We start from the raw sequence: 22595 nt of genomic DNA on the forward strand, positions 1-22595 counted from the left end.
AGGAGAGCGCTGGCTTAGTGTCTTGCATCGAGCTGCTGCCTGATCTCACGTACAACTCCGCTGAGTGACGAGTCGCCGGGCACGTAACCGAACAACTGCTCCGCCCGCCGGTTATGGGAATAGTAATGCGCCTTGGGTCCAGTCGCATTGACTCGTACCTGGTCGCCGGCGACACGGTGTTGCAGGCCGAAGGCATCTTCCAATGCCGCAAGCAGCTCGAACTTGCCAACCGGTGCAAGGCTGTAGCAATCGATTGCTGTATTGCAAGCAGGCCCTTGCAGGATACGGTCGATCAGTTGAAAGAAGTCGGCCGGCGTCAGGTAATCTCGAAGCATGTCGTCCGCGGCCACTTCCAGTACGCTGCCATTATGCAGGGCACGTAGGATGTCACTGAGGAAGAAGCGCGCCTGCGGGGCTTGACGGTGGCTGAAGTAGCTGAATACCCGCACATCGACGATCGTCGCCTCGGGTAGCGCGCGGTGGTGGCATTCAGCCTGGAACTTAGCCGCCCCGTACCAGTCTTGTGGGCGCAAGCCGTTGATCGGGAACACCGCGTGCGAGGACTCGGAAACTGGTGCAGCGAAGTTGCTACCATAGGCGGCGCCGCTGCTGAGGTAGATATATCTGCAGGTCGGATGGCTGTACAGGTAGTCCAGCGCCATTTTGTCGTACTGCTCAGTGACCGTGAAGATGTCTTTGCCCATCTGCACGGCGCGGGCCGGGTCGCCGACGCCTACGAAGTTGATGATCGCGTCGAACTGACAACTGGCGCCGAAGCCGGCATAGCTGCTGATGGCAAAGCCTTTGCGCGCCGCGATGGCTTTCAACTCGGTGTCCAGCATGTCGGGCGAGCGGACGAACAAGGTGCAGGCGTAGCTGTTGTGTACAGCGATGCTGGCAACCAAGTCCCTGGCAATGTGGCTGCTGGCGCCGAGGATTGCCAGTTTCATCGGCCCAGATCCATTAGTGGCGACTGCTCGTCGATCGGCCGGCCGAACTCCAGGCGTGGACGGCATTCACGGGCATCAGGCATCAGTACTTCGATCAGCATCGGCCTTCGATTGGTCAGGAACTCGGCCACCGCCGTATTCATGGTGGCCAGGTCGATTACGCTGTGCGACGGGATGCCGTACGCTTCGCCCAAGGCCTTAAACTGCGAGGTGTAGCCGTTCCAGTACGTTGAGGAATTGCGCCCTTCGAAGTACATTTCCTGAAAGCCGCGCACCATGCCCAGCGAGTGGTTGTTCATGACGATGGTCAGGATCGGTAGCTGTTCGCGGGCGATGATGTCCAGTTCCTGGATATTGAGTTGAGCGCCGCCGTCACCGGTGATGACGATGACTGGCTTGTTGCCGGCGATGCTCGCACCTACTGCTGCGGGAATGGCAAAGCCCATGGTGCCCAGGCCACCGGAGTGGTGCATGGCCTGGTTGGGGCTCAAACGCAGGGTGTGAGCGGCCCACATCTGATTGTTGCCGACGTCAACAACGTAGTCTAGGGCTCGGTTGGCAGTCAATGCGTTGAGACTGCTGAACACTGCGAATGGGCTGACATTCCAGGCTGTGTACTCATCGGCGAAGGTCTGGGCGAAGACTTGGGCCAGGTGCGTGCGCCAAGCCATAGGTGCGGGTTTCAGGGTGTCGTTATGGGCAATGAAGTCGAGGAACACCTCGTCGAGTCCGGCATGAATCGACTGCTGTGCCTTGACTCGGTTGTCCAGCTGAGCTGCGTCCAGGTCGAACTGGATGATTTGCGCATTGGTGGCGAAGGTCTCGGTCTTGGCACCGGTCTGGCGCACATCCATGCGGCTGCCGAACACGATCAGCAGGTCGCAGTTCTGCACAGCATGGTTGGCGGCACGGGTGCCATAGGCCCCGAGCATGCCCAGGTAATGTTCGCGGGCCGTGAGCTTTTCGGCTCCTTTCAGGCTGGCAACGTGGGGAATCCCCAGTTTGTCGACCTGGCTCAGCCAGCGGTTAAAGTGTACGCAGTTGACAGCGCCGCCACCGATCAGGAACAGCGGCTTCTGTGCCTTGGCCAATGCGGCCCAGACCTCGCCATACGAGGCCTGGGGTTCGGCCACAGAGGTCGTGAAACTGGCTTTGATCAACTGGTCCAGCAGCGCCTCATCGATTTCGGCGCGTTGGATGTCCATGGGGATATCCAGCAGCACTGGCCCCGGACGGCCTTCTCGCGCAATACGTAGCGCTTTGAGAAGGCTCGGAATGAGCTCTTCGACGTGAGTGACCTGATGCGCATACTTGGTAATGCTGCTCACTAGGGCCACGCTGTCGAGTTCTTGGAAACCCTGCTGGCGGATGGCGCGCTCTCCTTTGAGCTCGTGGGTGTTCACCTGCCCGGTGAGGAACACGCACGGGTGGCTGTCCAGCCAGCAGTCGGCGATACCCGTGATCAGGTTGGTTGCACCTGGGCCGCTGGTGCCCAGTGCCACACCCATGACCTTGTGATGAGTCGCACGTGCAACTGCAGATGCAGCGAAAGCAGCGCCTTGCTCATGGTGCATGGATATCAACTTGGTCTTGCCGAGCAAGCTAATACTGTCCACCAGATGGGCGATCATTCCACCGATGAGCTCAAAACCATAGAGGACGTTGTGGTCCGCCAGAACTTTTGCCACTGCATCTGAAGCTTTCATAAGTTAGAAACCAAGCCCGAAGAATTCTTCCAGTTTTTCACCAACGTAGTCGAAGTGTTCCTGACCCAACGAAGGTTGCACACCGAGCCAGAAGGTCTGGTTCATGGTTCGGTCGGTATTGGTGAGTTCGCCGACTACCCGGTATTCCACGTTGTGGAAGTAGGGCTGGCGAATCAAATTACCAGCGAACAGGAGGCGTGTGCCGATCTTGTGCTGATCAAGGAACTTCAGCAGGTCAACACGCTTGACCCCGGCACTTTCCTTAAGGGTTACTGGGAAGCCGAACCAGGATGGATCACTGTTCGGGGTCGCCTCTGCAATTTCCAGGAAGTCGCTTAGGCTCGCCAGGCGCTCCTTGAGCAGCTTGAAATTGCGCTTGCGGGTTTCGATGAACGCTTGTGCACGGTCCAGCTGGGCTAGTCCACAGGCGGCCTGCATGTCGGTGATCTTCAGGTTATAGCCCAAGTGGGCATACACGTACTTGTGATCGTAACCCTGCGGCAGACTGCCGAACTGCTGGCCAAAGCGATTGCCGCAGGTATCATCGCAACCCGGTGCGCAGTAGCAGTCGCGACCCCAGTCACGGAAAGATTCGGCGATTAGCTTGAGCTGGGCGTTGTTGGTGAACACCGCACCGCCTTCGCCCATGGTTATATGGTGCGCCGGGTAGAAACTCAGGGTGGCAATGTCGCCGAAAGTGCCGACCTGCTTCCCCTCGTAGGTGGCGCCCAAGGCGTCACAGCAGTCTTCGACCAACCAGAGCTTGTACTTCTCGCAAATCGCCTTGACCTTAGCCAGGTTAAACGGGTTGCCCAAGGTGTGAGCAAGCATGATGGCCTTGGTTTTCGGAGTGATGGCAGCCTCGATCAGGTCGGCATTAATGTTGTGAGTGGCCATGTCGACGTCGACGAACACCGGAATGGCGCCGAACTGCACGATCGGGTTGACGGTCGTCGGGAAGCCAGCGGCTACGCCGATCACTTCGTCACCTTTTTTGATCGCACGCTCACCCAACTTTGGCGAAGTCAGGGTGCTGAAGGCCACTAGATTGGCCGATGAACCCGAGTTCACGGTGATCAGGTATTTGACACCAATGAACTCAGCCAGTTTTTTCTCGAACTGGGCGTTGAAGCGTCCGGTGGTCAGCCAGCCATCCAACGAGGCTTCGACCATCAGTTGCAGTTCACGGGTGCCGATCACCTTGCCCGAGGGAGGGATGACGGTTTCGCCCCCAACAAAAGGTTTGGCAGCCAGGGCTGTCTGGGCATAGCGCTCGACGAGCTGGCTGATTTCCTGACGGAGCATATCGGGGGTCATAAGGTAGTTCCTGCTCAAGCTAATAGTTGTTTAGGCGCCAGAAGCCATGGCAGCCATGTAACTGTTGATTTCGTCCATGCAACGGGCGTGCATGTCATCGCCCTGTAGCCAGGCGCGGTGCCAATTGACGATGTGGGTCAAGGTAGTTTCGAGGTTCCAGGTTGGCTCCCATTTCAGGTGGGCGCGTGCCTTGGAGATGTCTAGTTTCAGGTGACGGGCTTCATGCGGCTGAGGATTGTCGTCCAACTGCCAGCGGGCGCCATCGCCCCATGCTTTGACCATGTGGTCCAGTATCCACTCGACAGGGCGTGCGTCTTCGTCACGTGGCCCGAAGTTCCAACCCTGCGCAACGGCGTGGCCATGCTCCCACAGCTGCTGGGCCAGAACAAGGTAACCACTCAACGGCTCCAGTACGTGTTGCCAAGGACGTGTAGCCCTGGGGTTGCGCACCACCACCGGCTCACCCTTCGCAACAGCGCGCAGAATGTCCGGGATCAGTCGGTCGTCGGCCCAGTCGCCACCACCGATGACGTTACCCGCGCGTGCTGAGGCCAAGGCGGCAGCGTTTTTGCTGCTGAAGAACGAGTTGCGGTAGGCGCTGGTGATCAGCTCGACACAGCCTTTGCTGTTGCTGTAGGGGTCGTGTCCGCCCATCGGCTCGTTTTCACGATAGCCCCACTCCCACTCCTGGTTTTCGTAGCATTTGTCGGTTGTGACGTTGACGATTGCGCGCAGGTTCGTGCATTGGCGTGCTGCTTCCAGGACATGGACGGTCCCCATCACGTTCGTAGCATAGGTTTCCACAGGTTCGCGATAGGACAAGCGCACCAATGGCTGCGCCGCCATATGGATGAGGATGTCCGGATCGAACGCTGTCATGCTTTCGATAATGGTCGCCAAGTTGCGTATATCGCCGATCTCCGAGGTGTGCATACCCTGTTCCACCTTCGCTTGTTCGAACAGCGAGGGTGTGGTGGGTGGTGCCAAGGCAAAACCTTTGACTTGTGCACCCATGCCCTGCAGCCACAAGGCGAGCCAGCTACCTTTGAAGCCGCTGTGGCCGGTAAGGAATACTTTCTTGCCTTGCCAGAAGGCGGCTGAGACGGAAGCTTTCATGTTCGCTTTATTCCCACGACTTCCAAGGTGCGGCGCCATTCTGCCAAAGCTTTTCCAGCAGATTCTTGTCGTGAAGAGTGTCCATTGGCTGCCAGAATCCGGCGTGCTCGTAGGCCATCAGCTGACCATCTTCGGCCAGGCCCATCAACGGTTCCTGCTCCCAAACCGTGTTGTCGGCGTGTAGGCGGTCGAGAACTTTTGGTGACAATACGAAGAAGCCGCCGTTGATCATCGCACCGTCGCCTTTGGGTTTTTCCTTGAAGTTCAGGACCTGGCCTTTGTTGATGTCCAGTGCGCCGAAGCGACCTGGTGGATATGTGGCGGTCAGTGTCGCGTCTCTTCCGTGCTGCTTGTGGAATGCGATAGTGGCGCTGATGTTCATGTCACCAACGCCGTCACCATAGGTGAAGCAGAAAGCGTCTTCGTGACGAACGTAGTCAGCTACGCGGCGCAGGCGGCCACCCGTCATCGAGGTTTCGCCTGTGTCGACCAAGGTAACGTTCCAGTCTTCAGCGCGCTTGTCGTGCACTTCCATGCTGTTGTCACGCATGTTGAAGGTGACATCTGAAGTATGCAGGAAGTAGTTGGCAAAATATTCCTTGATCATGTAGCCCTTGTAGCCACAGCAAATAATAAAGTCATTGATGCCATGCGAGGAGTACATCTTCATGATATGCCAGAGTATCGGTTTGCCGCCGATTTCGACCATGGGTTTGGGGCGAGTACCGGTTTCTTCGCTTAGGCGCGTCCCCAGTCCACCCGCCAAAATGACTGCTTTCATGACTGTTCCTTGTTAGTTTGAACTTACAAATGCATCTGAATAAAAGTTTTTTAACGGCAATCCTGCAGTAGTCAATGCGTCGCGCGCGCTTTGGATCATATCCTCTGAGCCACATGCATAAACGACTGCACCGGCAAGGTCTATACCATCATCCAGTAGCGCACTTTGCACGTATCCGGTGCGTCCTGACCATTCGGTGCTGGCACGGGACAATACTGGAATGAAATCAGCATTCAGCCCTTCAAGTCCAGGAGTCCAGTAGATATCGTCAGGGGTGCGGCCTCCCCAGTAGATGAAGATCCTCTTGCCATCAGCCAGGTCGGGCCTGCCTTGTAACTGTTCAAGCATTGCCTTGATCGGTGCTATGCCGGTACCAGTGGCAAGGAACACGATCGTGCGCGCTTCCTGCTCACGTAGACAGAATGTGCCCATTGGGCCTTCCAGTCGTAGTAGATCGTTGTGCTTCGCACTGTTGAACCAGTACTTGGACATCACACCCTGATCGACTTCCCGTATCTGCAACTCGAGCTTGCCGTCTTCGCGTTGGGCATTCGCAATAGAGTAGCTTCGGCGCACGCCGCCCTCTGCGATGACATCCAGATATTGGCCGGGCAGGTAGGTAAGCTTGCCGGAGGGCGGGACTCTTAGGGTGACTCCGACGACGCTGGCCGCCAGTCGCTTGATATTGTCGATGCGGCAGGGGACTGTCTTGACCACTATATTGCTCAGTGCGCCTAGGTCCTGCGCATCGATCGCCAGATCACTTGTGGCATAACGGCAGCAGGTGAGAATAACGCCTGCAGCGGTCTCTTCAGCGCTCAACGAGGTTTCTTCTCGCAAGGTTTCAGTCTCACCGCAAATCACGGTGGTCTTGCAGACTCCGCAGCGACCTGTGCGGCAACTGTGCTCCAAGCTAAGGCCTGCAGCCTTGGCGCTGTCGAGCAGTGATGTGCCGGGCTCGGAACTGAACATCTTCCCGTTTTGAAGTTTTACTGAAACCATAGGATTACCGGGTGTTGAATTCTGAAATGCTGTGAAAACCGCTCATTGGATGGTCGCCGAGAAAATTTCCATAGGCTCAGAATCGCGGAGGGATCAAGATTCGGACCATCTCGAGCCTATCCCTATCTCATGGGAGGGCACGCTTGCAGCGCTTCGGGCGACGCTTCGACGGGGATTCTATCATCGCCATCCTGACTCGCGTGCTGGATTTGCCAAGCTGCAGCATTATCCGACATCCGACAGCGTGGAGGGGGGCGGTGCGACGCGCCAACGCCTGACGACAGGAGCGTGTAGATTATGCTGGTGTTGTGCATGGGCGATGCGCTGTACTGCAGGCGCTCCTGTATCGCTTTAGTGGGAAGGGGGGGAGGTTGTAGCCTGCGACATATGCGTCGCATGCCTTCGGAAAGTCCGTTGTTCACACTGAAATGCTTATCCATGCAGTGATGGTTTGACGCTGCTGGTAATAAGCCTGGCGCCTTAGAGGTGGGTATGATAGCGAAGGTATGGGATATGTGCACCCATGACGGATGCCCTCACAGGCCTGCGGCTTAGGCAATGAATATGAAAGGCCCTATGCATCGGCGATGCTGCGTTGAAAACGGCTTGGAGTGCCAGCCCGGCCGGGATCCCCATCTGCAACCCGCAAGGTCTGGCGCGACCGCGGTTGTCCTCGCCTTGGCCTGACCTTCGTCTCAAGAGTTTTCATGCAGAGCCTGCTCTGAATCCGGGGTGATAGCTTCTGGTCGTAGGGGTTCAACACGTAAATTTGACACGAGAGATAGCTCGGGCGAAAGCAGTCGCAGGTGCGATATGTGCGGTTTGCAAATATGTGCCAAGGCTTTTTTCAGAGTATTGTCGCTGAGTATTAAGGTTTCAGGCATTGGTCGTCGCTTCTTCCATCGCCACAATGCGGGTCAGTAGCTCATCACTGGTTTTGGTAGGGGGGGTAGGGCGCCGCAAATCCTCCCGCACCATATCGGGCTATCCACTTGTCGATCGTTTGGACGGCTGACGTCGTGTCGGCGCGCCCGCTGGCTATTGGTGTAATTACCGGAAAGCCATTCACTGACCAGTCCGACTCGTTGATCCATAGGGGGCTCTTGGTTCTAGGGGGGATCAAATGCCTCCTGATCATCCGTATCAACCTGTAAGCTATGTTCCCGGTATGGAATGTAAACGATGTCTCCGGTTTGTATAGTTCGCAGCCCCCTCAGGGGGTGGAGTCCTTGAGGTTGCCGACGTTCATGGCCTCGCAGGAGGGGGTGGCGGTTTGATGGCGATTCGATGTGCGTTCAGGTGGCGCGCGCGCATCAGTCTGGTAGGCGTTTTCTGATTCGAGTACACGTGGCAAGAGATGTATACTCCGCCACTGAACCCTTCAGGCGCGTGGTCGGAATCCAGCGCAGGGGTGAATATTCACGCATGCCCGTACGGCACTATCGGAGTTGGTTAAGTCGCATGAAAGCAATCGTCACAGGGATCACTGGTCAGGACGGCGCATACCTGGCGGAGCTGCTGCTGGAAAAAGGCTACACGGTCTTCGGCACCTATCGTCGCACAAGCTCGGTCAATTTTTGGCGCATCGAAGAGCTGGGGATTGACACCAACCCCAATCTTCATCTGGTCGAATACGATCTGACTGATCTATCCGCTAGCATTCGCTTGCTGCAAAGCACCGAAGCCACGGAGGTTTATAACCTTGCAGCACAGAGCTTTGTTGGCGTTTCCTTCGAGCAACCGCTGACCACGGCAGAAATCACGGGTCTTGGTGCCGTGAACCTGCTGGAGGCGATCCGAATCGTCAATCCGAAAGTACGCTTCTACCAAGCGTCCACATCGGAGATGTTTGGCAAGGTTCAGGCCATCCCACAGATCGAGAGCACCCCGTTCTATCCGCGTAGCCCCTACGGTGTAGCGAAGCTTTATGCACACTGGATGACCATTAATTACCGAGAATCCTATGGCATCTTCGCCACTAGCGGGATTTTGTTCAACCACGAGTCTCCCTTGCGTGGTCGCGAATTCGTGACCCGGAAGATTACCGACTCGGTGGCCAAGATCAAGCTTGGCCTGCTCGACAGGCTTGAGCTGGGTAACCTCGACGCTAAGCGTGACTGGGGGTTCGCCAAGGAATATGTCGAAGGTATGTGGCGCATGCTGCAGGTCGACTTGCCCGATACTTTCGTGCTTGCAACCAACCGTACCGAAACCGTGCGCGACTTTGTCTCCATGGCCTTCAAGGCCGTGGGCATTGAAATCAACTGGAGCGGCAAGGACGAGACAGAGCGAGGCGTTTGTGCTGCCACTGGTAAGGTATTGGTCGTGGTCAATCCCAAGTTTTATCGTCCAGCGGAAGTCGAGTTGTTGATCGGTAATCCGGCAAAAGCTAAGGAAGTGCTTGGTTGGGAGCCCAAGACTAGCCTGGAGGAACTATGCCGCATGATGGTTGAAGCTGACCTGCGCCGTAACGAAAAAGGATTCTCGTTCTGATGCAAATGGCCAGCAAGCGCGCGTTGATTACAGGGGTCCAGGGCTTCACTGGTCGCTATATGGCGGCCGAGTTAAGGGGCAGAGGCTATGAGGTTGTAGGGACGGGCAGTCAGCCGTCGCAGGCTCCCGACTACTATCAGATGGATCTTGCCGACGCCTCAGGATTGCGCGCTTTGCTGGTCAAGGTGCAACCGGATGTCGTAGTGCATCTGGCTGCCATTGCGTTCGTAGGTCACGGTGCGGCAGATGCGTTTTATCGGGTCAACCTCATAGGTACGCGCAACCTGCTGGAAGCCATTGCGAGCTGTGGCAAGCAGCCGGAAAGTGTGCTGATTGCCAGCAGTGCGAATGTCTATGGCAATGTTTCCGAGGGGATGCTCGACGAACAAACGTTGCCCGCACCGACCAATGACTACGCAGTTAGCAAGCTGGCGATGGAGTATATGGCCGGTCTGTGGGTCGATCGTCTGCCGATCATCATCACCCGCCCCTTCAACTATACCGGTGTTGGGCAAGCAGAGAACTTTCTGTTGCCCAAGATTGTCTCGCATTTTAAGCATAAGGCACATACGATCGAGCTCGGCAATTTGGATGTTTGGCGCGACTTCAGTGACGTCCGCTCGGTGGTCCAGGCCTATCGCGGCTTGCTCGAAGCTCGCCCGCTCGGACAAATAGTAAACGTAAGTTCCGGACAGACGCATTCGTTGCGTGAAGTTATCTCCAAATGTGAGGCCATCACTGGGCACCGAATCAAGGTGCAGGTCAATCCTGCATTCGTGCGCGCTAACGAGGTTAAAACCTTGTGCGGTGATAATGCCAAGCTCCGCCGCTTATTCCCTGAGTGGGGAACTCGGCCGTTGGATGAAACTCTGGATTGGATGCTTGCCAGTAAATGAATGTCATCCTTTCCGTCGAGCCAGTGCGCTTTCCGTTGACTGGCATCGGGCGCTATACTTATGAGTTGGCATCCCGACTACAGAAAAGCAGCGAAATTACTGAATTGCAGCTCTTCGCAGGTCAACGTTTTCTAACGGGTTTGCCGAAGCCATCCGAGCAGTCTGATGCAGGACATGGCTTGAAGCGTTTGGTCCAACGGAACGCACTGTTTGTTGAGGCGTATCGTCGCGTTATGCCTTATCTGCGCAAGCGGGTTTTGAAAGGGCACGAGAGCTTTATCTACCACAGCCCAAATTACTACTTGCCGCCTTTCGGAGGATGCAGCGTAGCGACGTTCCACGATCTGTCGCCATTCACTTGGGCGCACTGCTATGCCCCCCAGATTGCACGATACTTGCAAAAAGAGCTCAAGTTCACCCTTGAGCGAGCCGATGCGCTGATCACTGATTCACTCTATACTCGGCAAGAGTTGGCTGACCACTTCTGTTGGCCCATCGAACGCATTCATGCAGTGCCATTGGCCAGTTCCCCCGAATTCTATCCGCGTAGTCCGCAGACGTTGCGTGAGAGATTGGCATTTCACGGCCTGAAACCGGGTGGCTATAGTTTGTTTGTGGGCACTGTCGAACCGCGCAAGAACATCGAGACGTTACTGGAAGCTTATGGCAGGTTGCCGATGGCGCTGCGCCAGCGTTGGCCATTGATTCTGTCCGGTTACCATGGATGGCGGAGCGAAGCGATCCACCAACGAATCGAGAATGCTCAGCAGCAAGGTTGGGCACGTTATCTCGGTTTCGTCGCCAGTGAAGATCTGCCACTTTTGTATGCCGGGGCTCGACTGTTCACCTTTCCCTCGCACTACGAGGGCTTCGGCTTGCCCGTTCTGGAGGCCATGAGTTCTGGTGTGCCCGTGGTGTGCTCCAACAGTTCTTCCTTGCCCGAAGTGGCAGGACAAGCAGCGCTGATGTGTTCGCCGGAGGATGTTGATCACCTGAGCGACCTGCTACGGCGAGGGCTCGAGGACGATTCCTGGCGTATGGCTGCCATACAAGAAGGAATACGCCATGCCGCTGGCTTTTCGTGGGAGCGCTGCGCACTGAACACTATTGATGTCTACCGAAAGGTCAGCGAAGGAAGATGATCAAGGTTCTGCATTTTTTCAAGACCTACTATCCCGACTCGATGGGAGGTATCGAGCAGGTTATTTTCCAGATCGCCGAAGGTACCCGTACTCAGGGTATAGATGCTGAGGTACTCTATCTCAGTGCCCGCGGAGCTGCGCGCAACGAGCCGGTAGCGGGCCATTTGACGCATCGTGCCAAGCTTGATCTGCACCTGGCTTCCACTGGTTTTTCAATATCTGCCCTCAGGGATTTTTCTGACCTTGCTCGTCAAGCCGACATTGTGCACTACCACTTCCCATGGCCGTACATGGATCTGGTTCACTTTCTTGCACGGGTGAACAAACCAAGTGTAGTGAGTTATCACTCAGATATCGTCAAGCAAAAGTGGTTGTTAAAACTGTATCAGCCGTTAATGAATCAATTTCTCTCAAGCGTCGATCGAGTGGTTGCCTCATCGCCCAATTATGCTGCGAGCAGTCCGGTGTTGAGGAGCTTTCAGGATAAGGTTTCGATTATTCCCTACGGGCTGGAGAGGACTACCTATCCTGAGGTAAGTGCCAACAAGCGGGTTTATTGGCGTGAGCGACTCGGAGATCGTTTTTTCCTGTTCGTTGGCGCGCTACGCTATTACAAAGGATTGGACTATTTGCTGCAGGCATCCAGAATCAATGGCTTGCCAGTGGCAATCATGGGGGGTGGTTTCCTTGAGGCCGAGCTCAAGCAGCAAGCCCACGATCTGGGTCTGGGGAATGTACACTTCCTGGGTGGTTTGCTTGATGAGGATAAAGCAGCATTGCTTGAGCTGTGTTACGGTTTCGTATTTCCTTCCCACCTCCGTTCCGAGTCGTTCGGTATTTCTTTGCTGGAGGCTGCGATGTATGGCAAGCCGTTGATTTCCTGCGAAATGGGCTCGGGCACCACGTTTATCAATCTCGCGGATCAGACCGGTTTGGTCGTGCCACCACGTGATCCCTCGGCACTGGCGCAAGCGATGACATGGTTATGGGACAATCCAGCCATGGCTCGTGAGATGGGCAATAGGGCGAAGCAGCGCTATGAGTCTGTGTTCACAGCGCGAGCTATGGCGGTAGCCTATGCCGACTTGTATCGCGACTTGTTACGACCAGAACGTTCCTGAAATAAATACGTCATGCAGATCTGTCAGGCAGGTATAGAGGCGGGTTGTCCTCGAGTCTACTCTCATCTTGATATGAAGGTTGGCAGGATGGATATTATTTGTGAATAAACGAACGATTCTTGTAACCGGAGGCAGTGGTTTTGTCGGAGGTGCATTATGTCGAGCGCTCGCGGCACAAGGGGTGTACAACGCAAGAGCGGCTGTGCGGCGGGCGGGTAGCGAGCCTGAAGGTATTCAGTCAGTTGTTGTAGACGCCTTGTCGAACTCTACTGATTGGGGAGGGCTTCTGGGCGATGTCGATTCGATCGTACATGCTGCGGCACGTGTACATGTGATGCAGGAGGTTGCTAGTGATAGCCTGGCGGAGTTTCGTCGAGCGAATGTCGAAGGAACCCTCAACCTGGCTCGTCAGGCGGCTGCGGCAGGCGTACGTCGCTTTATTTTCATCAGCTCGGTGAAGGTAAACGGGGAGTCCAGCCAGCCAGGTTGTCCATTGCGTGCGGATGATCCACCTATGCCGCAGGGTGCCTATGCGGTATCCAAGTACGAAGCAGAGCAGGGCTTATTGCAACTCGCAGCCACCGTCAACATGGAGCTGGTGGTGATTCGTCCGGTGCTGGTCTACGGTCCTGGGGTCAAGGCCAACTTCCACAGCATGATGCGCTGGGTGCAGAGAGGCGTCCCCTTACCATTTGGGGCATTGGATAACCGCCGTAGTCTTGTATATGTCGAAAACCTGGTGGACCTACTTATTACGTGCATCGACCATCCGCGAGCAGCGCGTCAGATCCTTTTGGCGAGCGACGCGGAGGCTCTGCCAGTGACAGAGCTCCTGCGAGTTTTGAGTCGAGCGCTTGGATGCGCTGAGCGGCTTGTACCGGTGCCTGTAGCATTGCTGCGACTGACTGCTGGGCTATTCGGTCAGCGCGATCTTGCCCAGCGTCTCCTGGACTCATTGCAAGTGGATATTACCAAAAACAGCAGGCTGCTCGGATGGCGCCCGCCATATTCGCTGGAGCAAGGTCTGCAGAAAACCGCGCGCTCTTTTTTGGAGCGCAGCCGTCCATGATTTGGTTGATTCTGCTCGCCATCGTTACATCGCTGGTGGGGACAGCGGTGCTACGTCGTTATGCACTTTCTCGCAGTCTGTTGGATATCCCCAATGCCCGCAGCTCACATAGCTTGCCTACCCCGCGGGGCGGTGGTTTGTCGTTTGTTGTTGTCTTCTTGGTTGCCGTACTAGGTGTGTGCTGGAGCGGAAGCGTGTCTACGGAGTTAGTGATTGCCCTGCTAGGTTCGGGCGGTCTGGTGGCGATGATCGGTTTCATGGATGACCATGGACATATCGCCGCACGCTGGCGGTTGGTGGGGCATTTTGTCGCTGGCGGCTGGGCACTCTACTGGCTAGGTGGTATGCCTCCTCTGGTGGTATTTGGTTGGCAACTAGATATCGCCTGGTTGGGTGGCTCGCTTGGTGTCCTATTCCTGGTGTGGTTACTCAACTTGTACAATTTCATGGATGGGATTGATGGCATTGCTAGCATTGAGGCGATCTGCACCTGTCTAGGGGCGTCTCTGCTTTACTCGCTGAGCGGAAACGTACAGGGGGTCTGGTTGCCAATTTTGCTGGCATCTGCGGTAGCGGGTTTCCTCTTTTGGAATTTTCCCCCGGCCCGCATCTTTATGGGTGATGCGGGCAGTGGTTTTCTGGGTATCGTGCTCGGCATATTGGTGCTGCACTCGGCCTGGTCGAACCCACAATTGTTCTGGAGTTGGTTAATACTTCTTGGGGTTTTCGTAGTGGATGCAACCTTTACCTTGTCGAGAAGACTGTTCAGGGGAGAGCGCGTCTACGAGGCCCATCGCAGCCATGCCTATCAATATGCCGCACGCCAGTTCCGTAGCCACCGTGTAGTCAGTCTTGGGGTGGCAACCATCAATGCTGTCTGGTTGCTGCCAATGGCATCGGCGGTGATTTTTCTGCGGTTGGATGGCGCAACGGGAGTGGTCATTGCCTATGCGCCTCTTGTGCTGTTGGCGGTCAAGTATAAGGCTGGTAGGCGGGAGTGAAATGATCAACTGTGTTGTGACACCTTGAGGTTAGTCAGATGAGGGACTTGAATAAAGATAAGCTTCGCCGTTACTTGGTAAGCTTGTCCCGCCAACAAAAACGGCTGATGCAAGTTTGCACTGACGTGCTACTGATCTGGTTGGCTCTGTGGTTGTCGTTCATCGTGCGCCTGGGACTCGATGAAATGTACAATCCCATCCTCGAACATACTTGGTTGTTCGTGGCCGCTCCGGTTGTGGCAGTGCCTTTATTCATTCGTTTTGGTATGTACAGGGCTGTGATGCGCTACTTCGGTAACGATGCGCTTATCACTATTATCAAGGCTGTTACATTGGCCGCCTTGATTCTTGCAGTCGTGGTGTATTGGTACAGTAATCATAAGGCGGTAGTTCCGCGATCCATTATCTTCAACTACTGGTGGCTGAGCCTCGTGATTATTGGGGGGCTACGCCTGGTCATGCGGCAGTTTTTCTTGGGTGATTGGTTTTCAGGTCATCAACAAATTCCTTTTACCAGCCGAGATGACGGACTGGTCAAGGTAGCTATCTATGGTGCCGGCACAGCGGGAAACCAGTTGCTGGCAGCTTTACGTATGGGCAGGTCCATGCGCCCTGTGGCATTCATTGATGATGATGGTGATCTGGCAAATCGAATAATTGCTGGTCTGCAGGTTTATAAACCGAAGCATCTGCAACAGCTAATTGATGACACAGGTGTCCAGGAAGTGCTTTTGGCGCTGCCTTCAGCCTCGCGTACCCGGCGTAAGGAAATTCTCGCGTCCCTTGAACCTTACCCTCTACATGTGCGCAGCGTTCCTACATTTGCCGATCTGGCGAGTGGCAGAGTCAAGGTCGACGACATCCAGGATGTTGATATCGCAGATTTACTGGGGCGTGACCCGGTGCCGGCGCAGGAGGAGCTTCTGGAGCGCTGCATTAGAAAACAAACTGTGCTTGTGACCGGTGCGGGGGGGTCGATAGGTTCTGAACTTTGCCGGCAAATCATTGCCTCAGGTCCTAGAACGTTGCTGCTCTTCGATCAATGTGAGTACAACCTGTACAGCATTCAGGGGGAGTTGGAGCAGCGTATTGCTCGCGAGTCACTCTCGGTTAGGTTGTTGCCGATGCTTGGTTCAGTTCGTAATCAGCAGCATTTGATAGATATAATGCGCACATGGAAGGTAGATACCGTATACCATGCCGCGGCTTACAAGCATGTGCCCATGGTCGAGCACAACATGGGCGAGGGTATTCTTAATAATATATTCGGCACCTTGTGCACGGCGCAGGCAGCCCTGCAGACCGGTGTAGCCAATTTTGTGTTGGTATCTACAGACAAAGCGGTGCGCCCTACCAATGTGATGGGGAGCACCAAACGTGTATCTGAGTTGATCCTGCAAGCATTAAGCAGTGAATCGGCGCCTGTGATGTATGGTGACAGTTGCAAGATTTCCAGAGTCAACAAGACACGCTTCACCATGGTACGTTTTGGTAATGTACTTGGATCTTCAGGATCGGTGATACCTCTGTTCCATAAACAAATCAAAGCTGGTGGTCCTATAACGGTCACCCATCCTAAAATCACCCGCTATTTTATGACGATTCCCGAGGCCGCTCAATTGGTTGTGCAGGCAGGGGCAATGGGTCTGGGTGGGGATGTCTTTGTGCTGGATATGGGAGAGCCGGTAAAAATTCTTGAGTTAGCTGAAAAAATGATTCATCTTTCAGGGCTTACGGTTCGAAGTGCAGATAATTTGCAGGGAGATATCGCTATCGAATTTACAGGATTACGACCGGGGGAAAAGCTGTACGAGGAGTTACTGATCGGAGATGATGTTTCGCCCACAGCACACCCCATGATTATGGCTGCCAACGAAGACTTTATTTCCTGGGAAATTTTGAGTTTGCGTCTGTGGGCGCTGTTCGACGCTGTGGAAAAAGATGACTTCACGAACTTGCGTCTTATATTGCGAGAGTTGGTGAATGGGTACGCGCCTGAAGGTGATATTGTTGACTGGGTTTATCAGCAGCGACGACTGGATATCTGATTCTCTGATGGTAACTTTTCTTATTTGTGATTCTGTGAGCGGTGAGCGTGCGGCACTGTTTGTGGATTGTGAGGGAGTCATAGTCTTCAGCTGTAGGAAATTTTCTCCTGGGTTATAATTTCTGCCATTGATGTTAAGTTTTGTAATTATTTTGCAGTGGGCGTACTGCTTCTGAGGTACTAGTTTTATATGGCAGCAGCAAAAACGGCTGCACTAAAAACAGACTCAATGGAGTGACTCTATATGTACAAGAATTTCCTGGCGTATTTTTGTCTGTCTCTGATGGCGGCAACTTCATTTTCCATCAATGCGGCGACGACATCAGCAGCAAAGACGTCTGTACCGGTAGTCAGCGTGATGGACCCAGTTTCTGATAGGCTGAATATCAACAGCGCTGATGCAGAGAGCCTGCAGAAGGTGTTGAGTGGCATCGGCAAAACGAAAGCTGAGTCAATCGTGACTTATCGAGAGGCTAATGGCTCCTTTGCTTCGGTAGATGAGTTAATGGAAATCAAGGGGATTGGCAGTGCGTTGCTCGAGCGTAATCGTAATAAGTTGACCGTAGAATAAATTTCCACATAATAACGCCACTGCAGGCCTCTCTTTTGTTGCTTTTCGATATGATGCCTGTAGGTATCTAAGTTACCCTACGGAAACCAGCTGGAGAGGCCACTGTTAAGTTCGCAATTTTTGCTGTCGGCATATTATTGATATTTGGTGTCGTCAGCATCCATCTCCGCATTCCTCTCATGAACCTTCCTCAACTGCTCCTCCGTCAGAGGCAGTTTCTTCGCCGTATCGCGCAACATCATCAACCCGCCGACGATCGAGCCGAGGGCTATGATGAGTATCAGCCAGGCATACCAGGGCATTGTCGTTCTCCTGTGATGGTGAATGCGCTGCGTGTCATTTCATTCGACCGGCAACCCAGTCTGTCCGTTCAATTATAGCCTCCGGCCATTGCCTGCCCAGCCAGTGGATCTGCGGCCCCCAAACCGTGGCCCACTTCGTTTACAATGCGCGCCGTTTACGACTTGCCAAGAGACCTGACCATGTCCGCCTGCCAGACGCCCCTGATCGTCGCCCTCGATTTCCCTACCCGTGAGGCCGCCCTGCAGCTGGCTGACCAGCTCGATCCGGCGCTGTGCCGGGTGAAGGTTGGCAAGGAGCTGTTCACCAGCAGCGCCTCGGGCATTGTCGAGACCCTCTGCGCCAAAGGCTTCGAGGTGTTCCTCGACCTGAAATTCCACGACATTCCCAACACCACTGCGATGGCGGTCAAGGCCGCTGCCGAGATGGGCGTGTGGATGGTCAACGTGCATTGCTCCGGTGGCCTGCGCATGATGTCGGCCTGCCGTGAAGAGCTGGCCAAGCGCAGCGGGCCGCAGCCGCTGCTGATCGGCGTCACCGTGCTGACCAGCATGGAGCGTGAAGACCTGGCCGGGATCGGCCTGGATGTCGATCCGCAGGAGCAGGTGCTGCGTCTGGCGGCGTTGGCGCAGAAGGCGGGGATGGACGGCCTGGTGTGTTCGGCGCTGGAAGCACCGGCGCTGAAGGCAGCGCATCCGGCACTGCAACTGGTGACCCCGGGTATTCGCCCGGCTGGCAGCGCCCAGGATGACCAGCGCCGTATCCTCACGCCGCGTCAGGCGCTGGATGCCGGCTCCGACTACCTGGTGATCGGCCGCCCGATCAGCCAGGCAGCGGATCCGGCACAGGCGCTGGCGGCGGTGGTGGCCGAGATTCGCGGTTGATTCGACTCAAGGGCTGCCATGCAGCCCACCACGGTACAAGGCCGCTCTCTCACGGAGCGGCCAGCTGCAGCCAATTCAGACCTTCAGCACCAGCTTGCCGAAGTTTTCCCCGCTGAACAGCTTGAGCAGCGTCTCCGGGAAAGTCTCCAGGCCTTCGACCACATCCTCCTTGCTCTTGACCTTGCCGCTGGCCAGCCAACCGGCCATTTCCTGCGCAGCCTTGCCGTATTCCTTGACGTGGTCCATCACCACGAAGCCTTCCATGCGTGCTCGGTTCACCAGCAGCGACAGGTAGTTGGCCGGCCCTTTGACCGCTTCCTTGTTGTTGTACTGGCTGATGGCGCCGCAGATCACCACACGTGCCTTGAAGTTCAGGCGGCTGAGCACGGCGTCGAGGATGTCGCCGCCGACGTTGTCGAAATACACGTCCACGCCCTTGGGGCACTCGCGCTTGAGGCCGGCGAGCACGTCCTCGGCCTTGTAGTCGATGACACCATCGAAGCCCAGTTCATCCTTGAGGTACTGGCATTTCTGCGCACCACCGGCGATGCCGACGACATGGCAACCCTTGAGCTTGGCGATCTGCCCGGCGATGCTGCCGACCGCACCGGCGGCGCCGGAAATGACCACGGTCTCACCGGCCTTGGGCTGTCCGACGTCGAGCAGGGCAAAGTAGGCGGTCATGCCGGTCATGCCCAGCGCAGACAGGTAGCGGGGCAGGGGGGCAAGGCGCGGGTCGATCCTGTGCAGGCCCTGGGGCGTGCCGGTGAAGTAGTCCTGCACGCCAAGGGCGCCGCTGACATGGTCGCCGGGCTTGTAGTCCGGATGCTTGGAGGCGACGACTTCGCCGACGCCGAGTGCGCGCATCACCTCGCCCAGGCCTACTGGTGGGATGTAGGACTTGCCTTCGTTCATCCAGCCGCGCATGGCCGGGTCCAGTGACAGGTACAGGTTGCGCACCTGAATCTGGCCATCGGCCGGTTCGCCGGCAGGTACCTGCTGGTAGTCGAAGTCCTCGCGGCGTACGGCACCGACAGGACGCTTGGCGAGCAGGAAGCGGCGGTTGGTCTGGGTCATGGTGGTTCTCCCTGTAGGTGGCAAAGCCCTTTGATAGACGGTCGCGCCGCACCAGGCAAGGTCGACCGCCATGGCGAATGCCCTGCGATCCATCTCGATGATCTGGCTGGCGGGGCACAATCACTGCAAACGATGGTAGTCCAACCGTGCTCCTGATGATGCTGCCCAGCCGGACGGCGCTCTGACTAGACTCAGCCTCTACTTGTTCTCTGGTATGCAGGAGCCTGTGATGAGCATGACGTTTTCCGGCCAGGTCGCCCTGGTCACCGGTGGTGCGGCGGGGATCGGCCGGGCAACGGCCCAGGCGTTCGCCGCCGAGGGGCTGAAGGTGGTCGTGGCGGATCTCGATGCGGCCGGTGGCGAGGCGACCGTCGCGCTTATCCGTGACGCGGGCGGCGAAGCGCTGTTCGTGGCATGCGACGTCACCCGCGACAGCGATGTGCGGCAACTGCACGAGAAAATCGTCGAAGCCTATGGTCGATTGGATTACGCCTACAACAACGCCGGCATCGAGATCGAGAAGGGGCGCCTGGCCGAAGGCAGCGAGGCCGAGTTCGACGCGATCATGGGCGTCAACGTCAAGGGTGTGTGGCTGTGCATGAAGTACCAGTTGCCGCTGCTGATGGCCCAGGGTGGCGGTGCGATCGTCAACACCGCCTCGGTGGCCGGGCTGGGCGCAGCGCCGAAGATGAGCATCTACGCCGCGTCCAAGCATGCGGTGATCGGCCTGACCAAGTCGGCCGCCATCGAGTATGCGAAGAAGGGAATTCGGGTCAATGCCGTGTGCCCGGCGGTTATCGATACCGATATGTTCCGCCGTGCCTACGAGGCCGATCCGCGCAAGGCCGAGTTCGCCGCAGCGATGCACCCGGTCGGGCGCATCGGCAAGGTCGAGGAAATCGCCAGCGCGGTGCTTTACCTGTGCAGCGATGGGGCGAAGTTCACCACCGGCCATAGCCTGGCAGTGGATGGTGGTGCGCTTGCGATCTGAGAATACGCTACCAGCGTGCCTGCAATTTGCCGGTGTGGAAGATGTCGCGCCGTTCCAGTCGGCCGACATCCTGATGCTTGGCAATGGCGTAGATCCGCTCGAATAGGTCGCGCTGAACGTTGGTGAAGTAGCGCATCAAGGCGTCTTCAACCAGCGCGTCGTAGTCGGTCTCGGTGATAAAGCGATAGATCTGGCGGTAATAGAAAAAACCCATCTGGAACGCTAGCACTTCAGTGAAGTGGTTCGTTGGCGTGACAAAGCAGTTTTCCAGGTCGATTGCCTGTGCGGGTTGGTTACCTTTAACAGGTAGCATCAGGTTTCCAGCCCAAAGATCCATGTGGGTCACGCCGCAGCCGTGCAGCGAGTACATGAGCTCGAAGGCGGTTTCTATCAGTTCGCTCACACACTGGGGCTGTTGCATCACCCAGTTGTACCCATCGATGTGGTCTTCCAGGTGTTCGATCAGCAAATAGAAATGCTCAGGCAAGCCCAGGGCGCCATGGCTGTAGCCGTAGCCCTTGAGCTTGGGGACGCGAGCGCCCCGCAAATTAGCCTCGCGGGTATTGATCAGTTCTTCCAGGCTCCAGTCGAACAGGCCGTTGCGCTTGCGAACGCCGCGTTGGATTCGCCATTTCTTCCGCAGCGAATCCAAGCGCTCGCGTTTGACGAACAGCCTACTGTGCAAGCATTGCAACGGCTTGCTGACACGCTTGGCTATGGAGGCTTGGCCAATCACTTGCGCGAGTGCTTCACTCGTGGGCATGGGAAGTGCTGCCTGAAGGTGCAGCGTGGCCCGGCATTGGTCAAAAGTGTGGGGGAAAAATTGCGAGCGAACCCAATCAAAACGTTTCACAAACATCCTTGCTAGTGTCAAAAAGCCATCGTCATATTTTTGTAATATTACACTTTTTTAATCTTTTTAACATTCAACTTCATCCTTGTGCGCTGGACAAATGCAGATTTTCAGTTCATTTGCGTCTGGCGACTTGCTCTGCAGGGACGCTTGCCGGGTGCGCAGAGAGCCGTCGCAACAGCAACGCATGCAACTGACAGGGCCAGCCCGAACAGCATCAGCGCCATGCTCGAGCCCAGTCGATCACTGAGCAGCCCGGTGAAGATCACCGGCAGGCTGAACCCCAGGTAGGCGAGCAGGAAGAAACCGGCGCTGGCGCGGGTCTTCTCGGCACCGCCAAGCGTGTTCACCGCTGCCAGCCCTCCCAGATAGATGAAGCCATAGCAGGCGCTGCTGGCGGCCACCGCGCCTGCCAGCACGGCGGCCAGCCTGCCTGTTTCGGCGCCCCAGGCCAGCAGGGCGAAGCTCAGCGGCAGGATGGCCAGGCCCAGCAGGGTGGCGCGCAGGCTTGCCAGGCGCCTGGCCAGTGGTTGGAACAGCAGGCCGCAACTGATCACGCAGAACGTGGAAAAGCCCGACCATTCGCTCAGCCCCTGCTGGCGCAGCACCCCAGGCAGCAGGGCGATGACCAGCCCGGTGCAGGCCCAGGCCAGCAGGATCGCCAGGCCGTAAGGCAGGCTGCCTGCGGGGTAGCAAGGCAGGCGCAGCATCGCACCACGTTGTGCAGGACGAGGGTCGGGCAGGCGCCAGACCAGCAGCGCGGCGATGGCGGCCAGCCCCAGTTGCAGGTAGAAGCTGCCTGGGCTCAGGCTCGGGCCGCGCAACAGGAACAGACTGGTCAGCGCGGCGCCCAGGCCGAAGCCCAACGAAGTGCTGGCCGTCACCCAGTTGGCCGCGCGGGCATTATTGTCGGCATCGCCGAGCAGCTCGCTCATGTAGGCCGTGGCGGTGGTGGTCGCCAGGGCGGTGCCGATGCCCATCAGCAGTCGGGTCAGGGCCAGGGTTTCCAGGCCGGGTGCGAGCAGCACCAGCGTGGTCCCCAGCATCGACAGCAGCAGCGCGACAATGATCAGCGGGCGGCGACCGACCCGGTCGGCCAGGCCGCCGAAGGCCAGCAGCACGGGAAGTACGCCCAGCACATAGCTGGAGAATGCCAGGGCAGTGGCGGCGGCGCCGTAACCGGACAGGTCGGCATAGGCGGTATAGAGCGGGGCCTGCAGGTTCACGGCGAGGGTGATCAGGCACAGGGCGAAGGCCAGGCGGGTGGGCATGAAGGGT

20 protein-coding genes are annotated in these 22595 nt (G+C 56.6%); 10 read left to right on the forward strand and 10 right to left on the reverse strand.

The features are described 5' to 3' along the window. Positions 1 to 14: 14 nt before the first annotated feature. Genes AC1TXO_RS07760 through AC1TXO_RS07785 form a run of 6 tightly spaced genes read right to left on the reverse strand, consistent with a single transcriptional unit; the run spans position 15 to position 6872 of the window. Positions 15 to 950, reverse strand: coding sequence for an NAD-dependent epimerase/dehydratase family protein (locus AC1TXO_RS07760; protein ID WP_486405769.1), 936 nt, complete (start codon positions 948 to 950; stop codon positions 15 to 17). Next, entirely contained in the window at positions 947 to 2656 is a 1710-nt protein-coding gene (locus AC1TXO_RS07765; protein ID WP_486405770.1) for a thiamine pyrophosphate-binding protein, read from the reverse strand. Before AC1TXO_RS07765 ends, AC1TXO_RS07760 begins: the two co-directional genes overlap by 4 nt. Positions 2657 to 2659: 3 nt before the next feature. Beyond that, on the reverse strand, positions 2660 to 3973 hold the full coding sequence (gene rfbH, locus AC1TXO_RS07770) for a lipopolysaccharide biosynthesis protein RfbH (RefSeq protein WP_486405771.1): 1314 nt from the start codon (positions 3971 to 3973) through the stop codon (positions 2660 to 2662). 30 nt (positions 3974 to 4003) lie between these two features. Continuing rightward, a complete protein-coding gene (gene rfbG, locus AC1TXO_RS07775; RefSeq protein ID WP_486405772.1) occupies positions 4004 to 5089 on the reverse strand; it encodes a CDP-glucose 4,6-dehydratase in 1086 nt (361 codons plus the stop codon). Positions 5090 to 5096: 7 nt separating this feature from the next. Beyond that, positions 5097 to 5870 carry a glucose-1-phosphate cytidylyltransferase gene (gene rfbF, locus AC1TXO_RS07780; protein ID WP_486405773.1) on the reverse strand — a complete coding sequence of 258 codons (774 nt, stop codon included), beginning with the start codon at positions 5868 to 5870 and terminating at the stop codon, positions 5097 to 5099. Between the two features lie 12 nt (positions 5871 to 5882). Continuing rightward, on the reverse strand, positions 5883 to 6872 hold the full coding sequence (locus AC1TXO_RS07785; protein ID WP_486405774.1) for an FAD-binding oxidoreductase: 990 nt from the start codon (positions 6870 to 6872) through the stop codon (positions 5883 to 5885). Between the two features lie 1461 nt (positions 6873 to 8333). Between AC1TXO_RS07785 and gmd the strand changes: the two genes are divergently transcribed. From gmd to AC1TXO_RS07825, 8 genes are all read left to right on the forward strand, one after another. Next, positions 8334 to 9365, forward strand: a complete 1032-nt coding sequence (gene gmd / locus AC1TXO_RS07790) for a GDP-mannose 4,6-dehydratase (protein WP_486405775.1) — start codon at positions 8334 to 8336, stop codon at positions 9363 to 9365. Next, positions 9365 to 10261 (forward strand): GDP-mannose 4,6-dehydratase, encoded by an 897-nt coding sequence (locus AC1TXO_RS07795; protein ID WP_486405776.1) that lies wholly within the window; start codon positions 9365 to 9367, stop codon positions 10259 to 10261. Before gmd ends, AC1TXO_RS07795 begins: the two co-directional genes overlap by 1 nt. Beyond that, positions 10258 to 11403: a glycosyltransferase family 4 protein gene (locus AC1TXO_RS07800; RefSeq protein ID WP_486405777.1), complete on the forward strand. Its 1146-nt coding sequence runs from the start codon at positions 10258 to 10260 to the stop codon at positions 11401 to 11403. The genes AC1TXO_RS07795 and AC1TXO_RS07800 overlap by 4 nt, the downstream gene beginning before the upstream one ends. Further along, positions 11400 to 12524, forward strand: a complete 1125-nt coding sequence (locus tag AC1TXO_RS07805; protein ID WP_486405778.1) for a glycosyltransferase family 4 protein — start codon at positions 11400 to 11402, stop codon at positions 12522 to 12524. Before AC1TXO_RS07800 ends, AC1TXO_RS07805 begins: the two co-directional genes overlap by 4 nt. A gap of 100 nt (positions 12525 to 12624) precedes the next feature. After that, on the forward strand, positions 12625 to 13593 hold the full coding sequence (locus tag AC1TXO_RS07810; protein WP_486405779.1) for a UDP-glucose 4-epimerase family protein: 969 nt from the start codon (positions 12625 to 12627) through the stop codon (positions 13591 to 13593). After that, on the forward strand, positions 13590 to 14594 hold the full coding sequence (locus AC1TXO_RS07815; protein WP_486405780.1) for an MraY family glycosyltransferase: 1005 nt from the start codon (positions 13590 to 13592) through the stop codon (positions 14592 to 14594). Before AC1TXO_RS07810 ends, AC1TXO_RS07815 begins: the two co-directional genes overlap by 4 nt. 38 nt (positions 14595 to 14632) lie before the next feature. Further along, positions 14633 to 16642 (forward strand): polysaccharide biosynthesis protein, encoded by a 2010-nt coding sequence (locus AC1TXO_RS07820; protein WP_486405781.1) that lies wholly within the window; start codon positions 14633 to 14635, stop codon positions 16640 to 16642. Between the two features lie 243 nt (positions 16643 to 16885). Further along, complete coding sequence (locus AC1TXO_RS07825) at positions 16886 to 17212, forward strand: ComEA family DNA-binding protein (RefSeq protein ID WP_486405782.1); 327 nt, start codon at positions 16886 to 16888, stop codon at positions 17210 to 17212. A 134-nt stretch (positions 17213 to 17346) separates the two neighbouring features. On the opposite strand, the gene AC1TXO_RS07830 is transcribed toward AC1TXO_RS07825, so the two are convergent. Beyond that, positions 17347 to 17514: a DUF2897 family protein gene (locus tag AC1TXO_RS07830; RefSeq protein ID WP_486405783.1), complete on the reverse strand. Its 168-nt coding sequence runs from the start codon at positions 17512 to 17514 to the stop codon at positions 17347 to 17349. 180 nt (positions 17515 to 17694) lie between these two features. Here AC1TXO_RS07830 and pyrF point away from each other — a divergent pair, with 180 nt between their 5' ends. Next, positions 17695 to 18396: an orotidine-5'-phosphate decarboxylase gene (gene pyrF, locus AC1TXO_RS07835; protein ID WP_375101016.1), complete on the forward strand. Its 702-nt coding sequence runs from the start codon at positions 17695 to 17697 to the stop codon at positions 18394 to 18396. A 75-nt stretch (positions 18397 to 18471) separates the two neighbouring features. Here pyrF and AC1TXO_RS07840 read toward each other — a convergent pair whose 3' ends face one another. Beyond that, positions 18472 to 19473 (reverse strand): NADP-dependent oxidoreductase, encoded by a 1002-nt coding sequence (locus tag AC1TXO_RS07840; protein WP_486405784.1) that lies wholly within the window; start codon positions 19471 to 19473, stop codon positions 18472 to 18474. A 229-nt stretch (positions 19474 to 19702) separates the two neighbouring features. Here AC1TXO_RS07840 and AC1TXO_RS07845 point away from each other — a divergent pair, with 229 nt between their 5' ends. Continuing rightward, positions 19703 to 20464: an SDR family oxidoreductase gene (locus AC1TXO_RS07845; protein ID WP_486405785.1), complete on the forward strand. Its 762-nt coding sequence runs from the start codon at positions 19703 to 19705 to the stop codon at positions 20462 to 20464. A gap of 7 nt (positions 20465 to 20471) precedes the next feature. Here the strand turns inward: AC1TXO_RS07845 and AC1TXO_RS07850 are convergent, their stop codons facing one another. Together AC1TXO_RS07850 and AC1TXO_RS07855 are read right to left on the reverse strand one after the other, a co-directional pair. After that, positions 20472 to 21317 carry a lipopolysaccharide kinase InaA family protein gene (locus tag AC1TXO_RS07850; RefSeq protein ID WP_486405786.1) on the reverse strand — a complete coding sequence of 282 codons (846 nt, stop codon included), beginning with the start codon at positions 21315 to 21317 and terminating at the stop codon, positions 20472 to 20474. 110 nt (positions 21318 to 21427) lie between these two features. Further along, positions 21428 to 22588, reverse strand: coding sequence for an MFS transporter (locus AC1TXO_RS07855; protein WP_486405787.1), 1161 nt, complete (start codon positions 22586 to 22588; stop codon positions 21428 to 21430). Positions 22589 to 22595 lie beyond the last annotated feature (7 nt).

It is taken from the genome of Pseudomonas sp. FA117, from assembly GCF_057370475.1.

Excerpts from the sequence above, each read along its gene's own strand:
- rfbF (WP_486405773.1), bottom strand. The coding sequence starts at position 5,870 with ATGAAAGCAGTCATTTTGGCGGGTGGACTGGGGACGCGCCTAAGCGAA.
- AC1TXO_RS07795 (WP_486405776.1), top strand. The coding sequence starts at position 9,365 with ATGCAAATGGCCAGCAAGCGCGCGTTGATTACAGGGGTCCAGGGCTTC.
- AC1TXO_RS07840 (WP_486405784.1), bottom strand. The coding sequence starts at position 19,473 with ATGACCCAGACCAACCGCCGCTTCCTGCTCGCCAAGCGTCCTGTCGGT.
- AC1TXO_RS07765 (WP_486405770.1), bottom strand. The coding sequence starts at position 2,656 with ATGAAAGCTTCAGATGCAGTGGCAAAAGTTCTGGCGGACCACAACGTC.
- pyrF (WP_375101016.1), top strand. The coding sequence starts at position 17,695 with ATGTCCGCCTGCCAGACGCCCCTGATCGTCGCCCTCGATTTCCCTACC.
- AC1TXO_RS07855 (WP_486405787.1), bottom strand. The coding sequence starts at position 22,588 with ATGCCCACCCGCCTGGCCTTCGCCCTGTGCCTGATCACCCTCGCCGTG.
- AC1TXO_RS07830 (WP_486405783.1), bottom strand. The coding sequence starts at position 17,514 with ATGCCCTGGTATGCCTGGCTGATACTCATCATAGCCCTCGGCTCGATC.
- AC1TXO_RS07760 (WP_486405769.1), bottom strand. The coding sequence starts at position 950 with ATGAAACTGGCAATCCTCGGCGCCAGCAGCCACATTGCCAGGGACTTG.
- AC1TXO_RS07800 (WP_486405777.1), top strand. The coding sequence starts at position 10,258 with ATGAATGTCATCCTTTCCGTCGAGCCAGTGCGCTTTCCGTTGACTGGC.
- AC1TXO_RS07785 (WP_486405774.1), bottom strand. The coding sequence starts at position 6,872 with ATGGTTTCAGTAAAACTTCAAAACGGGAAGATGTTCAGTTCCGAGCCC.
- AC1TXO_RS07845 (WP_486405785.1), top strand. The coding sequence starts at position 19,703 with ATGAGCATGACGTTTTCCGGCCAGGTCGCCCTGGTCACCGGTGGTGCG.
- AC1TXO_RS07820 (WP_486405781.1), top strand. The coding sequence starts at position 14,633 with ATGAGGGACTTGAATAAAGATAAGCTTCGCCGTTACTTGGTAAGCTTG.
- rfbH (WP_486405771.1), bottom strand. The coding sequence starts at position 3,973 with ATGACCCCCGATATGCTCCGTCAGGAAATCAGCCAGCTCGTCGAGCGC.
- AC1TXO_RS07805 (WP_486405778.1), top strand. The coding sequence starts at position 11,400 with ATGATCAAGGTTCTGCATTTTTTCAAGACCTACTATCCCGACTCGATG.
- rfbG (WP_486405772.1), bottom strand. The coding sequence starts at position 5,089 with ATGAAAGCTTCCGTCTCAGCCGCCTTCTGGCAAGGCAAGAAAGTATTC.
- gmd (WP_486405775.1), top strand. The coding sequence starts at position 8,334 with ATGAAAGCAATCGTCACAGGGATCACTGGTCAGGACGGCGCATACCTG.
- AC1TXO_RS07815 (WP_486405780.1), top strand. The coding sequence starts at position 13,590 with ATGATTTGGTTGATTCTGCTCGCCATCGTTACATCGCTGGTGGGGACA.
- AC1TXO_RS07825 (WP_486405782.1), top strand. The coding sequence starts at position 16,886 with ATGTACAAGAATTTCCTGGCGTATTTTTGTCTGTCTCTGATGGCGGCA.